The sequence below is a fragment of the Arthrobacter sp. TJ-263 genome (assembly GCF_058269155.1).
Genome location: NZ_JBZCNE010000001.1, coordinates 706,484 through 719,126, shown reverse-complemented (window position 1 = coordinate 719,126; position 12,643 = coordinate 706,484). Strand labels below are relative to the sequence as shown.

Here is a 12,643-nt window from a genome sequence, read left to right as displayed (position 1 = left end):
CCGCTCGTCGTGCCCCATCCGACCCATCCTGGAGGTTTACCGTGGCCAAGGCTGCACCCGAGGAACAACTCCGCCTGCTCGACCTGCAGGCCCTCGATTCGACCCTCAACAAGCTTGCCCGCCAGGCCGCCGCCGCGCGCAGCAATCCCGAGATCGGGATCGTCGCCGGCCGGGTGGCGGACGTGGACGCCGAACTCGTCCGGGCGACCACCGAGCTCGGGGACCTGCAGCGCGAGCTCACCCGCGCGGAGGACGAGGTCCAGTCCGTCGTCAACCGGCTCGAACGCGACGAGAAGCGGCTCAACAGCGGAACCGGGACCTCGAAGGACCTCACCGCGCTGCAGCACGAGGTCGCCACCCTCACGAAGCGGCGGTCGGACCTCGAAGACGTCGAACTCGATGTCATGGAGCGGGTGGACACGGCGCGGGCCGCGCAGGCCGAGGTGCAGGGGCGCACGAACGGCGTCCGCGCCGAGCTCAAGGCCCTCGAGGACGCCCGGGACGCCGAACTGGCCGACGTCGATGCCCAGCGCGCCCGGGTGCAGGCGCAGCGGGACGAGCTCGCCGCCACCTTCGACGCAGGGCTCCTGACGATCTACGAGCGGATCCTCGCCCGTCGCGGCGTGGGTGCCGCGCGGCTCTTCCACGGCAAGTCCGAGGGATCGGGCATGCAACTGAGCCCCGGCGATCTCGCCGACATCTCCGCGGCCGCGCCCGACGACGTCGTCCTCTGCCCCGACTCGGGTTGCATCCTCGTCCGCTCGAGTGACTGGGGAAACCAGCAGCCGTGACGGATCAGCAGTTGTTCGACCCCTATGCGCAGGACCAGGACGCGGCCCAGGACCACGTGCGGCAGGACCTCCCCGCGCGCCTCGTCGTCGAGGCCGACGGCGGGTCACGGGGCAATCCCGGACACGCCGGATACGGCGCCCTCGTGCGCGATCCCGACACGGGCCGCATCCTCGTGGAGAAGGCGGCCTACATCGGCAAGGCCTCCAACAACGTCGCCGAGTACTCCGGACTTGTGTCCGGACTGGAGCTCGCCCGGGAGATCAACCCGCAGGCGGCCGTGCACGTGAAGATGGATTCCAAGCTCGTCGTCGAGCAGATGTCGGGGCGCTGGCAGATCAAGCACGCGGACATGCGCGTCCTGGCGGCGAGGGCGCGGAAGGTCCTGGATCCGCGGCGCGTGACATACGAATGGATCCCGCGCGAGCGGAACAAGGACGCCGACCGGCTCTCCAACGAGGCGATGGATGCCGGGATGGCCGGCGTCGACTGGAAGCCCCGCGCCACCGCCGGGGCCTCGACCGCGGCGTCGAGCGCACCCTCGACGGCGCGCGACGCCCCCGTGCAGGAGGCGCCCCGCCGTGCAGGTCGGTTGCACCACGTCGAGGTATGGACGAGGGATCTTCCCGCGGCGGACGCCAGCCTGGGCTGGCTGCTCGAGCGGCTCGGTTTCCCCCGCAGGGAGTCGTGGAAGAACGGCGTGAGCTTCGGCTCCGAGGAGTTCTACGTGGTCCTGGAGAGCGGCCCGGATGTCGCGGCGGGCGGCCACGACCGCCGTCATCCAGGGGTGAACCACCTCGCGTTCCGCGCGGGCTCACGCGCCGACGTCGACCTCCTGGTCCGCCGCGCAGCCAGTCACGGCTGGTCGCTGCTGTTCGCCGACCGTCATCCCTTCGCGGGCGGCCCCGACCACTACGCCGCGTACCTCGAGAACGCCGAGGGGTTCGAGGTGGAGCTCGTCGCCGACTGAGCGGGGCGTCAGTCGAGCATGATGTCGAGCTGCGCGGGCTTCCGCGAGGTGGCCGGTTGCAGGTCGGCCGTCCACTTCTCGCGGGCCGCCCCGAGCAGGGCAGCCGGCGTCGCGGGGACGGCGCCGCGCCGCGTGAGCAGGTGCCGGGCGAGCTCGCCCCGCGTGTGCTTCGCGAAGTGCGAGACGACCGTCCTCTTCCCGTCCCGGATCTGGAAGACGTTGACGGCGGCGCTCTGTTGCGGTGGCGAGGTCCAGGCCGCCGCATAGGTGCTGGACCGGCAGTCGACGATCAGGCCGTCGCCCGCGTGGAGCGCCAGGGGAGCCGCGAGGTGCTTCCTCCAGTAGGTGGCGAGCCGCCCCGTGCCCGGGAGGTCCACCGCCATCGACAGGCGGTAGGCGGGGATCCGGTCGCCGAACGCCACGGCTCCCCACAGGGCGGAGACGACGACGCACTGCTCCCGTGCCTTGCGTCTCTGCACGGCGGTCATCCCGGCGTAGCCGAGGGCGTCGTACAGGACCCCCGAGTAGATGTCGTGGGCGGGAGCGGCGGGCGCGAGGTCGAGCACCAGGTTCCTCGCCACGTCCTCGGCGAGGGATGCCCCGACGCCGAGGACCGCATGCGCGTCGTCTGCAGCACTGGCGGCCCTCAGGGCGCCGAGCACGGCCCTGCGCGCGTCGTTGAGTTCGGGGAAGTGGAGGTCGTCCAGGTGGAGCGGTGCACCCGTACGGGCTGCGGACTTGCCTTCGGACGGGGGGAGCAGGATCAGCACCGATCCACTGTATCCAACCCGGGCAGGCCGTCCGTGCGCGGCAGCCGGCGGTGTCCCGGTCACCTAGAATGGGAGCTGGATGGGTCGACCAGGCGGCCGCGTTGGACGGTGCGAGAGCACCCGCTCCACCGAGGAACGTCCGGGCTCCGCAGGGCAGGGTGGTGGGTAACGCCCACTCGGGGTAACCCGCAGGCCAGTGCCACAGAAAAGAGACCGCTCCCGCCGCAGGCTTCGGCCGGCGCGGGCAGTAAGGGTGAAAAGGCGGTGTAAGAGACCACCAGCGTGCCGGGTGACCGGCGCGGCTCGGTAAACCCCACCCGGAGCAAGGCCAGACAGTGCGCGCTCGAGGGCTGCCCGCCCGAGTGCACGGGTAGGCCGCTGGAGGGCGTCGGCAACGGCGTCCGTAGATGGATGGTCGCTACTCGCGCGTCGGTGACGGCGCGCGATGACAGAACCCGGCGTATCGGTCGACCCATCCCTCGACCTGCCGTCCACCCATCGGCCGGCTCCCCGGATCGGATGCGGTCCCCGTGCGATCCGGAAGCACGGCACGGTCTCCGGCGCGTCATACGTTGTCGCGGGACCCCGCTCGTCCTACTGTGTGAACATCGCTGCGGGTCTCGTACGCAAGCGCTGCGGTATGAACGGGTCGGCCTTCTGCTGGGGCTCGGGGTCGGCCCGTTCGCCTCGACCCGGCTGCGCGGTCACCGTCATTAAACGGTCCCCCGTACCCGGTCTCAAGAGGTAGGGGGACCGCCCGGCGTCTATAGCCGCCTCGGGAGCTCGTCGACCGCGATACTGCTGGGGGAACGACCGCGGGACGCACTCCCACCTCCATGGTGCGCTTCCGCCGATCACGCTGCAATCGCAGGGCCCCGGCTAAGCCGAGGGAGGAATCGGGAACAACGGTCCCACTTATCCGTTGCCCAGGCGAAACATTATCGGTGGTCTCCGGGAACTCGTCAAGACCCGATGAACCATCGGCCGGCAAGTAGTCACGGCCTGCCTGTCACACGGGGAGCTCTGGCTTAGGGTGATCGGATGAGCACTGGGGGCGCTGCCGAACGACACCTGTTGGTGCGCAACGGGAACTTCCGCGCGCTGATGGTCTCCAGCACGTTCGGTGTGCTCGGCAACGCCGTCGCAGCGGTGGCGCTGCCCGTCATCGCCGCGGTGGAACTCGATGCCAGCAACTTCGAGGTCGCCGCCCTCGCCGGCATGACCTTCTTGCCCTGGCTCCTCTGCGGGCTGCTCATCGGCGTGTGGGTCGACAGGCTGCCGCGTAAGCCGGTGATGCTCGCGTCCCTCTCCGTCCGCGTCCTGGTCCTCGCCCTCCTGCCCGTCGGCTACTGGTGGGGTTTCCTCAGCACTCCCTTGCTGTTCGCCGCCGCCTTCGTCGCGGGTGTGGCCGGCGTCTTCTTCCAGCTGGCGGACGCCGCCCTGGTGCAGCAGGCCGTCACCCCGGACGAGCTCATGGAGGGCAACGGCCTGATCACCGGGTCCGGTGCCGCGGCGGACGCGGCAGGACGCTCCGCCGGGGGGTGGCTCACCGGTGCGGTCGGCGCCTCCAACACGCTGATCGTTCAGGTGACGACGTCGGTCATCGCGCTTGCGGCCATCCAGCGCCTCGATGTGAAGGAAGTGGTTCGCCCGCGGAGTGATCCTCGGATCGTCCGGGAGATGTGGGACGGATTGCGCTACACCTTCAGCACGGCCCCGCTGCGCGCCCTCCTGCTCAACGCCGCGCTCTGGAACCTCGGCGGCAACATCTCCGCGTCCCTGCTCGTGCTGCTGGTGCTGAGGACCCTGGGGGAGTCGGAACTGTGGCTGGGCCTGCTGCTGGCCGCGTCGTCCGTCGGAGGAGCCGTCGGCGGGGTCACGGCCAACTCCCTGGGCGAGCGCTTCGGGTCGGGGCCGCTGTGGCGCTGGTCCATGGTGCCCGGCGTGCTCGGCTACGCCTCCCTCCTGATCCTCACGCCCGGCGCCGGGATGCTCTGGGGACTCCTCGGCATGTTCGTGATGGGCGCCAGTGTCTCCTGGAACATCGTCGTCGGTACGAGCTTCCGCCAGCGCGTGTGCCCGCCGGACATGATGGGCCGTCTCGGGGCTGCGTCGCGCACGGTGAGCTGGGGCATGCTCGCGCTCGCCAGCCTGCTGGCGGGAGTCCTGGCGGAGACCGTCGGCATCCGTGATGCGGTCCTGATCGGGGTCCTCATCGCGTGCACCGCTCCGCTGGTGGCGCTGTTGGGCCCCCTGCGCGGCGTGAAGCGGTTGGAGGACCTCGCCCAGGCCCCGGCTCCGGCAGCCCGGGTCGAAGCGGCGAGGAAGCCCTGACGCCGGAACCCGACCCCGATCCGGTCCTGCTAGTGACCGAACGGGTCGGGGTCCACGCCGGGCAGCCAGGTGAGGCCGGGCACGCCCCAGCCGTTGTTCTTCATCGCCTTGCTCGCCTTGCGTCCCTGCCGGTTGTCGAGGCGATCCACGTAGAGCCGGCCGTCCAGGTGGTCGTACTCGTGCTGCATGCAGCGGGCGAACCACCCCGTGGCCTCGAACTCGACGGGCACGCCGTCGCCGTCGAACCCGGACACCCGCGCCCAGTCGGCCCGCTTGAGGGCGAAGGACTCGCCCGGGACGGACAGGCAGCCCTCCGCCTCATCCTCAGGATCGGGATCGGATCCGGGAACCTTCGAGGTCACGAGCGTCGGGTTGACGAGGACACCGCGCGGGGCGACGTCGTCGTCGTTCTCCATCCCGTAGACGAAGACGCGCAACCCCACGCCGATCTGCGGGGCGGCGAGGCCCACCCCGTTGGCGACGTCCATCGTCTCGAACATGTCGGCGATGAGGGCGCGCAACGCGTCGTCGAACGCCTCCACAGGGAGGGCGCGCCGGTGCAGGACCGGCTCGCCGGCGATCGTGATGGGGTGGACGGTCATGGAACCTACCTGTTCTGGGTGGGGCGGTCAGCGATCGATCGGCCGATGGACTCGCGCATGATCTCGCTGGTCCCGCCGAAGATCGTCAGCAGCCGCGCGGCGAGGAACGCCTGCGAGACCGGGTATTCGAGGATGTAGCCGTACCCGCCGTGCAACTGGAGGCAGCGGTCCGTGATGGACTTGGCCCGCTCACTCGCCCATAGTTTGGCCTGGGCGGCGCCCGTGGGCGTCAGTGCGCCGGCGTTGAAGGCCAGCACCGCCTGATCGACGAAGGTCTCCGTCACCTGCACCTCGGTGAGGATGTCGGCGAGCACGTGGCGGGTGTTCTGGAAATCGAGCACCCGCTCGCCGAACGCACTTCGCTCGGTCACGTACCGCAGCGTCTGCTCGTAGGTTGCGCGCGCGAGCGCAGCGGAGGCGACGGCGATGCCGAGGCGGCCCTGCGGGATCTGCTCCAGGCTGTAGCGCAGGCCCTGGCCCACCTCGCCCACGAGATCGGCGCCGGGTACGCGCACGTCGTCGAAGAAGAGCTCGGCGGTGTCGGATGCGCGGAGGCCCATCTTGTCCAGCTGGCGGCCGGGCGCATAGCCCTCGCCCTTGCTCACCATGAACAGGGAGAACGAGTCGCTCGAGCCCCGTCCGGAGCTGCCATCGGTGCGCGCGAGCACGAGGGACGCGTCCCCGCTGATCCCGTTGCCGATGAACACCTTCTGACCGCTGATCAGCCAGTCGTCGCCGTCGCGTACCGCCCTGGTCCGGATGCCACGGAGATCGCTGCCGGCTCCCGGCTCGGTCCACGCGCAGGACGTCACGATCTCACCGGAGACCATGCCCGGCAGCCACCGCTCCTTGAGGTCGTCCGAACCGTAGGCGAGCAGGTGCGGGAGGACGAGATCGTCGTGCAGGTGGAAGGCGAGGCCGACGGCGAGGTGATTGCTGCGGGCGAACTCCTCGTCCAGCACCGTCCGGAACCGGTAGTCCGGCATCCCCGCTCCGCCGAACTCCTCGGGGACGGCGAGCCCGAGCAGTCCCTGTTCACCCGCCGCGGTCCAGACCGAGCGGTCCATCAGGTGCTGCCGGTCCCAGTCGGCGTAGTGGGGAGCGACGGCGCGGTCGTTGAACTCGCGGGCGACATCGCGGAAGAGCTCGTGATCTTCTTCGAACACTGTGCGTTCCATGACGTGGGTCCTTCGGATGCTCGCAGCCGTGAAGGCGCAGGCCGGGACGGCCGTTCTCCAGGGCTTGGGCTTGATGGGGCCTGAATGACGTATGCCGCCCCGGACGATCTCCGGGACGGCATACGTGGTCAGGATCATCCCTGACGACTGAGGGTGAGTAACGGGGGTTGAACCCGCGACCTCCTGGACCACAACCAGGCGCTCTGCCAACTGAGCTATACCCACCATGTGTCTCCACAGCGCACCCCGGTGCCGGGTGACCCCGCCGGGCTGTCCGTGGAAGGCAGCGGATACAAGTTTACACACTTTTCGGTGTGGTCCTGACAACGCCGCAGGTGCACCTCGGGGGCGCCGCCGGAGCCCTCAGGACGCGATGGTGCGCGCGATGTTCTTGCTCGTGGCGGAGTCGGGTCCGGGGGACGGCACGAAGACCGCCGACCGGTAGTACCGCAGTTCCCTGATCGAATCCTCGATGTCCCCCAGGGCCCGGTGGCCGCCGGTCTTCGCGGGAGCCTGGAAGTAGGCGCGTGTGTACCACCGACGGGCCAGTTCCTTGATGGTCGACACGTCGATGACGCGGTAGTGCAGGTGGTCGACGACCAGCGGCATGTCCCGGACGAGGAAGTTCCGGTCCGTGCCCACCGAGTTGCCTGCCAGCTGGGCCTTGCGGGGCTCGGGGACCCACTTCCGGATGTACGCGAGGACCTGCTGCTCGGCGTCCTCCATGGTGATGCCGCCGTCGAGCTCCTCCAGCAGGCCCGACGTCGTGTGCATCGTCCGCACGAAGTCACCCATCTGGGCGACGGCCTCGGGTGTGGGCTTGATCACCACGTCCACGCCGTCCCCGAGCACATTGAGCTCGGAATCCGTCACGAGGACGGCGACCTCGATCAGGGCATCGTTGATGAGGTCCAGCCCCGTCATCTCGCAGTCGATCCAGACGATGGGGTCATTCGATATCGGCATTCGACCAATGTACCGCCCGGCACCCCTGCTCCCGTGCCCGACCCTGCACGCCCTCACCGCGGCTCGTACAGGGTCGCGCTCGGGGCCCGGTGCTAATATTCGAACAGTTCGCTCAGGGCTGCGGGGAGATCTGGGAAACCCTGCCGCTTCCGGTAAGGGCACCGCTCGCGGGCCGCCCGCCGTCGGGTCGTCACCGGCCGACGGCCCGAGGACGGGGCGTTCGACGCCGACTTCTGCCTGCCGACGATTGGATTTCCCCGATGCCCTCCCAGGTCCCGCTCTCCGAGGTCGCGACGCAGCAGGGACCGGACCGACCGAACATCGCCATCGTGCAGGGATTCGTCGGATCACTCCTCATGTGGATGGGGTCGCTCGGCGTCGGGTGGCTGTCGCTCGCGTCCGCCGAACTGAGGCGCACCCCGATCATCATCTGGCTCCGTTTCGAGCCTGCCGGCGCCGTGCTCTCCGTGCTCCTCCTGGCGCTCGGCGGCATGCTCCTCGTCCGCTCCTGGCTGCGGTTGGGACAGCGACTGAACGGCTGGTCGGACGACACGAGACCGTACCTGATGACCGCCATCGTCGCGTGGACCATCCCGCTCGCTGCCGCGCTACCGCTCTTCAGTCGCGACGTCTTCGCGTACATCGCCCAGGGCCAGGTCATGGTGGCCGGGCTCAACCCCTATGTCGACGGGTATTCGCAGATCTCGAACTACCTGCAGATCGGTGCCGACGACCTGTGGGCGCAGAGCCCCACACCCTACGGGCCTGTTTTCCTCTGGATCGAGGAAGGCATCGTCAGGATCACGGGCGGCCACCCGGATACCTCGATCATCCTGTTCCGCGTCGTCGCGCTCGTGGGAGTGGCCCTGTGTGTCTACGTCATCCCCAAGCTCGCGGCCCTCCACTCCATCAATGCGAATCGCGCCCTCTGGCTCACCGCCGCCAACCCGCTGTTCCTCATCAACTTCGTGGCGGCCATCCACAACGATTCGCTCATGATCGGCCTCGCCCTGGCGGGGCTGTACCTGGCAGCGACGAAAAGGCCCGTCCTCGGGATCCTCCTGATCACGCTCTCGATCGGCATCAAGCCGATCACGCTGATCTTCCTGCCCTTCGTCGGCCTGATGTGGGCGGGCAGGGGTGCCTCCTGGCCACGCCGGTTCCTCTACTGGTTCCTCACCGCCGGCATGTCGCTCGGGCTCCTCTGGATCATGGGGCTGGTGAACACCTTCGGGTTCGGCTGGGTCGGCGCCCTCAGCACCCCGGGCAGCGTCTGGATCTGGTACGCGCCGGTCGGCTTCATCGGCCTCGTCATCGCCTCGCTCGGCGACGCCGTCGGCCTGCCCGGCTGGGACCTCGCCGGCGCCTTCCACACCCTCGCCCGGGTGGCCTCGCTCGCGATCATCGCCCTCCAGATCTTCCGCGGCGACCACAGCCGCCTCGTCCACCGGCTCGCCATCGCGTTCGCGGCCATCGTGCTGCTGGCGCCGATGATCCAGTCCTGGTACGTGGTCTGGCTGATCCCGCTCTTCGCGGTCACCGGCATCCGCGACGACTGGCAGGTGAAGTTCCTCTACTTCACGGTCGCGTTCTTCATGGTGTACGCCATCTCGGACCAGCTCGACATCTTCCCGTACTTCGACTTCAGCCTCATGATGGCGCGTCAGATCGCGGCCGTCATCGCGCTCGGATTCGCGCTCTACCTCGTGTTCATCGACCGCAGCACCAAGGTCCTGTTCCTCCGGCGGTATCGGCCGTCCACGCCCGGCCTGACGCACTGACCCCGCATCCCGGCGTGCGGGACCGGCCCTGAACGGCGATACTGAACAGATGATTGAAACAGGAACGACGACGTACAACGGCGAGTTCGAGATCACCCACTGGGATGCCGAGCCGTACGCGGAGCCCGGCAGCACGGGCGAGCTCTCCCGCGTTCGGGCCTCGAAGGTCTTCGAGGGCGAGATCACCGGGACCAGCACGGCGGAACTGCTGATGGCAGGGAACGACGTCGGCGCGGGCTACGTCGCGTCCGAACAGTTCGTCGGGACCGTCGGGGACCGGACGGGCGCCATGACGGTTCAGCACTGGGGCGTCGCCGAGGGCGCCGATGCCGCGAGTTCGGGGCACATCATCCCCGGCTCCGGGACGGACGGGCTCCGCGGCATCGCGGGCAAGGCCATCTACTCCCAGGACCCGGACGGGCAGCACCGGCTGGAACTGAGGGTCAGCTTCCCCGCCGACACCGAGTAGGGCTTCCGGGCAGGCCCGCGATCGCGGTCGGTCCAGCGCCGGACCACCCATAGTAAACTGGCTTGACTGCCTCCGTAGCTCAGGGGATAGAGCAGGGGCCTTCTAATCCTCTGGTCGCAGGTTCGAATCCTGCCGGGGGCACAGCATGAGGGCCGGACGCCGAGGCGTCCGGCCCTTCGCCTGAATCGTCAGTGAGTTGCCGGGGAGCGCGAGCCGCAGGAGTCCTCGAGGTGCCCTCGGGCGTCGGTTCCGGAACGCCATGTATCAGACGGTGAGTGCGGTGGAAGCCGAAGGAGAGAACAACGTGGTCAGGACGGACGAACGGGAGCGGGTGTCTCTGCCGTTCGTTGTCCGCCCGGGCCTCCCGGCGTGGCTGGTGGCCGGCATCCTCTTCGCCGTGGGCTTCGGTGTGCTCCTCGGGAATGTGCAGCACCTACGCAGGGTCCCGGGCTTCGACGATCCCCGGTGGAACGGGGACCTTGACGGCTCCTACGCCGAACTGGCGGGCCATGGGATCCTGGTGATCGCTTCGCTCCTGTTGGTAGCACTCGCCCTCCGGCTCCGTTCAGGCTGGGCGTACGGCGCCTGGGCACTCGTCCTCGCAGGGCTCGCGGTCGATGATTTCTTCCTGCTCCATGAGCGTGGAGGCGAGCACCTCGCGGCCGCACTGTCCCTACCGTCCGTACTGAATCTCCGGCCCGTGGACCTCGGTGAACTCCTGGTATGGGCGGCCGAGGCGGCGATCCTCGGAATGGTGCTGATTCTCGCGCATGCGGCGAGTTCCCACAGCGTCCGGCGGGATTCCTGGAGCCTGCTTGCCCTGATGGTCGTCCTGGCCCTCTTCGCGGTTCTCATCGACATGGTCCATATCGCCGTCGAATCCGGAATCAGCCAGCGAGCCAACAGTATTTTCGCGCTGGTCGAGACGGCGGGGGAGCTGGGCGTGATGGCGCTCATCCTCCTACGGGTGGTACAGATCTCCCTGCGAGCCGGTCCTTCAGCCTTCGGTAGCGGCGGCGGAGGAGGCTCACGAGCGAGGCGTCACTGACGGCAGCCTCCAGCTGCATCAGGCGGTGTCCTTGCTGGTGCAGCTGGTCCTGGATCTGGCGTTGGGTATGGAGCAGTTCCCGATGCATGGAGCTGGCGTACATCATCATCCCGAGGCCATGGTCGGCCACGTCCTGCTTGAGGTAGTTCTCCCGCACCAGTTCATCGAAGCCCCGGTGATCTTCCGCCCGGTCGAGAACACTGTTCCCAAGATCGCCGCTCACACCGAGCCGCTGGTTCCAGTAGGCGCGCGGTTCCCCGTCGATGAACCCGATCGAGTACCTCCGGGCGAAACGGAGGTGGAACTCCCAGTCGCCCACCACCTCGAGCGCCTCGTCGTAGAAACCGATCTCGTCATGGGCCCGGCGCCGGTAGAGGAAGGAGATAGGGACCCCCCGGTTGTGGTGAATGAGGGCCGAGAGCGTGATCCTCGTGAGCTCCGGTTCGAGGATCTCCCGTCCTACGACCTCGATGGTACTGCCGGTGATCTCTTCGTAAACCACTTCCGTGCGCACCATGACTCCCTCGTCGTCGGAGGACTCGAGGTAGTCGACAGTGGTAGCGAGGAAGTCGGGCCGCCATTCGTCGTCGTCGTCATGGATCGCGATGAACGTCGAATCGCATGCGCGAATCCCGAGGTTGGACGCCGCTTCCATACCGAGCGATGTCGGATTGTGGAGGACAAGCACGGAATCCGCGAGTCGCGCCGAGTGCCGCGCCACCACCCGCTCGACGTCGGAGGCGACCCCGCCATCGTTGACGATTACCAGGAACCAGTTCCGGTACGTCTGTGCCAGAACATCCGTGACCGCACGCTCGAGCAGGGTGCCCCGATTCTTGGTCCGCATGATGATTGCAACCTGCGCCTGGTAATCGTGTTTCAGCATCGTTTCCTCGATTAGGGCAGGGGCTCCGATGCCACCTCCGCTGCTCCATCCTATGGGGACTCCGAGCCCGGACTCCGAAATGACCCCGTCGATGCCAGGAGCCAGATGGGGGTTCGCCACACTTCGAAGGTGGTTGTCCACATAGGGCCGACAGCCTCCCCGTCGGAGGCTTCCCGTCCGAAGACTTGGTCGGGGCCGGCACCGGACGCCGCCTACCGGGATCTACGGAAGGACGAATCATGACCGACATCATCACCGTGCGGGGCTACGTCGCCACGGACGTGCGGCTCACCTCGGCGCAGAGCGGACTGGCCGTCGCCGGGTTCCGTATGTGCTCCACCGACCGCCGCTTCGACAGGGAGTCGAACGCCTGGGTGGACGGACACACGAACTGGTACTCGGTATCCATGTTCCGCCAGCTCGCCACCAACGCGGGTGCCAGCCTGAAGAAGGGCGATCGTGTGATCGTCACCGGTCGGCTCAAGGTGCGCCCGTGGATCAACGCGGACGGCCGGACGGGGACGTCCGTCGACATCGATGCCGACACCGCCGGACACGACCTCATGTGGGGCACCGCGAACTTCAAGCGCACCACGGCCGACCGCAGCGAGGCGCACACCGACGCCGGCCCGGACGATCCCGCCGGCGGTGATCCGGCCGGGGAAGCCCTTCCCGCCGGCATGGACGCGGCCACGGGGGAGCTGTTCGGGCCGGCTTCGGGTCTCGACGGGGATCGGGACGACGACGGCTCGGGCGCGGGGGACAGTCCTCCGGCGGAGGAGGCGGGCGGTGACGAGGACACCCGCGAGGAGGAGTCCGTCCCGTTCTAGCCGGGGCCGACGGGCGATCG

12 protein-coding genes, 2 tRNA genes and 1 other RNA gene are annotated in these 12,643 nt (G+C 68.5%); 9 read left to right on the top strand and 6 right to left on the bottom strand.

Translation table 11 applies throughout. The features are described 5' to 3' along the window. The first annotated feature begins 41 nt into the window (after window positions 1–41). Window positions 42–791, top strand: coding sequence for a zinc ribbon domain-containing protein (locus AC4D2F_RS03370; RefSeq protein WP_104165337.1), 750 nt, complete (start codon window positions 42–44; stop codon window positions 789–791). Further along, window positions 788–1,759, top strand: a complete 972-nt coding sequence (locus AC4D2F_RS03365; protein WP_306738388.1) for a reverse transcriptase-like protein — start codon at window positions 788–790, stop codon at window positions 1,757–1,759. Before AC4D2F_RS03370 ends, AC4D2F_RS03365 begins: the two co-directional genes overlap by 4 nt. Window positions 1,760–1,767: 8 nt before the next feature. Here AC4D2F_RS03365 and AC4D2F_RS03360 read toward each other — a convergent pair whose 3' ends face one another. Then, window positions 1,768–2,529 (bottom strand): YaaA family protein, encoded by a 762-nt coding sequence (locus AC4D2F_RS03360; RefSeq protein WP_490909487.1) that lies wholly within the window; start codon window positions 2,527–2,529, stop codon window positions 1,768–1,770. Between the two features lie 80 nt (window positions 2,530–2,609). Between AC4D2F_RS03360 and rnpB the strand changes: the two genes are divergently transcribed. Further along, window positions 2,610–3,008, top strand: an RNA gene (gene rnpB / locus AC4D2F_RS03355) — RNase P RNA component class A. A gap of 562 nt (window positions 3,009–3,570) precedes the next feature. Continuing rightward, window positions 3,571–4,863, top strand: a complete 1,293-nt coding sequence (locus tag AC4D2F_RS03350; protein WP_104165333.1) for an MFS transporter — start codon at window positions 3,571–3,573, stop codon at window positions 4,861–4,863. 29 nt (window positions 4,864–4,892) lie between these two features. Here the strand turns inward: AC4D2F_RS03350 and def are convergent, their stop codons facing one another. The 4 genes from def to orn all read right to left on the bottom strand — a co-directional run bounded on the left by def (window position 4,893) and on the right by orn (window position 7,609). Continuing rightward, window positions 4,893–5,465, bottom strand: a complete 573-nt coding sequence (def, locus tag AC4D2F_RS03345; RefSeq protein ID WP_490909486.1) for a peptide deformylase — start codon at window positions 5,463–5,465, stop codon at window positions 4,893–4,895. Between the two features lie 5 nt (window positions 5,466–5,470). Then, window positions 5,471–6,643, bottom strand: coding sequence for an acyl-CoA dehydrogenase family protein (locus AC4D2F_RS03340; protein WP_104165329.1), 1,173 nt, complete (start codon window positions 6,641–6,643; stop codon window positions 5,471–5,473). Window positions 6,644–6,795: 152 nt separating this feature from the next. Then, window positions 6,796–6,868 (bottom strand) — tRNA-His (locus AC4D2F_RS03335). A 138-nt stretch (window positions 6,869–7,006) separates the two neighbouring features. Further along, complete coding sequence (gene orn / locus AC4D2F_RS03330) at window positions 7,007–7,609, bottom strand: oligoribonuclease (RefSeq protein ID WP_104165327.1); 603 nt, start codon at window positions 7,607–7,609, stop codon at window positions 7,007–7,009. 260 nt (window positions 7,610–7,869) lie between these two features. Between orn and mptB the strand changes: the two genes are divergently transcribed. The 4 genes from mptB (at window position 7,870) to AC4D2F_RS03310 (ending at window position 10,907) form a co-directional block, all read left to right on the top strand. Beyond that, window positions 7,870–9,390 carry a polyprenol phosphomannose-dependent alpha 1,6 mannosyltransferase MptB gene (gene mptB, locus AC4D2F_RS03325; RefSeq protein ID WP_490909485.1) on the top strand — a complete coding sequence of 507 codons (1,521 nt, stop codon included), beginning with the start codon at window positions 7,870–7,872 and terminating at the stop codon, window positions 9,388–9,390. Between the two features lie 49 nt (window positions 9,391–9,439). Beyond that, window positions 9,440–9,859 (top strand): DUF3224 domain-containing protein, encoded by a 420-nt coding sequence (locus AC4D2F_RS03320; protein WP_490909484.1) that lies wholly within the window; start codon window positions 9,440–9,442, stop codon window positions 9,857–9,859. 68 nt (window positions 9,860–9,927) lie between these two features. Next, window positions 9,928–10,000: transfer RNA gene (locus AC4D2F_RS03315), tRNA-Arg, on the top strand. Between the two features lie 139 nt (window positions 10,001–10,139). Then, window positions 10,140–10,907, top strand: a complete 768-nt coding sequence (locus AC4D2F_RS03310) for a DUF8692 domain-containing protein (protein ID WP_490909483.1) — start codon at window positions 10,140–10,142, stop codon at window positions 10,905–10,907. On the opposite strand, the gene AC4D2F_RS03305 is transcribed toward AC4D2F_RS03310, so the two are convergent. After that, a complete protein-coding gene (locus AC4D2F_RS03305) occupies window positions 10,813–11,793 on the bottom strand; it encodes a glycosyltransferase family 2 protein (RefSeq protein WP_490909482.1) in 981 nt (326 codons plus the stop codon). The genes AC4D2F_RS03310 and AC4D2F_RS03305 overlap by 95 nt on opposite strands. Before the next feature lie 239 nt (window positions 11,794–12,032). On the opposite strand from AC4D2F_RS03305, the gene ssb reads away from it, so the two are divergent. Beyond that, the gene (ssb, locus tag AC4D2F_RS03300; RefSeq protein WP_490909481.1) at window positions 12,033–12,623 is read left to right on the top strand and encodes a single-stranded DNA-binding protein; all 591 of its coding nucleotides are present in this window, start codon (window positions 12,033–12,035) and stop codon (window positions 12,621–12,623) included. Window positions 12,624–12,643 lie beyond the last annotated feature (20 nt).

Bases quoted from the DNA above. Each gene is read 5' to 3' on its own strand.
- AC4D2F_RS03350 (WP_104165333.1), top strand. From the start codon at position 3,571: ATGAGCACTGGGGGCGCTGCCGAACGACACCTGTTGGTGCGCAACGGG.
- def (WP_490909486.1), bottom strand. From the start codon at position 5,465: ATGACCGTCCACCCCATCACGATCGCCGGCGAGCCGGTCCTGCACCGG.
- AC4D2F_RS03340 (WP_104165329.1), bottom strand. From the start codon at position 6,643: ATGGAACGCACAGTGTTCGAAGAAGATCACGAGCTCTTCCGCGATGTC.
- orn (WP_104165327.1), bottom strand. From the start codon at position 7,609: ATGCCGATATCGAATGACCCCATCGTCTGGATCGACTGCGAGATGACG.
- mptB (WP_490909485.1), top strand. From the start codon at position 7,870: ATGCCCTCCCAGGTCCCGCTCTCCGAGGTCGCGACGCAGCAGGGACCG.
- AC4D2F_RS03320 (WP_490909484.1), top strand. From the start codon at position 9,440: ATGATTGAAACAGGAACGACGACGTACAACGGCGAGTTCGAGATCACC.
- AC4D2F_RS03305 (WP_490909482.1), bottom strand. From the start codon at position 11,793: ATGCTGAAACACGATTACCAGGCGCAGGTTGCAATCATCATGCGGACC.
- ssb (WP_490909481.1), top strand. From the start codon at position 12,033: ATGACCGACATCATCACCGTGCGGGGCTACGTCGCCACGGACGTGCGG.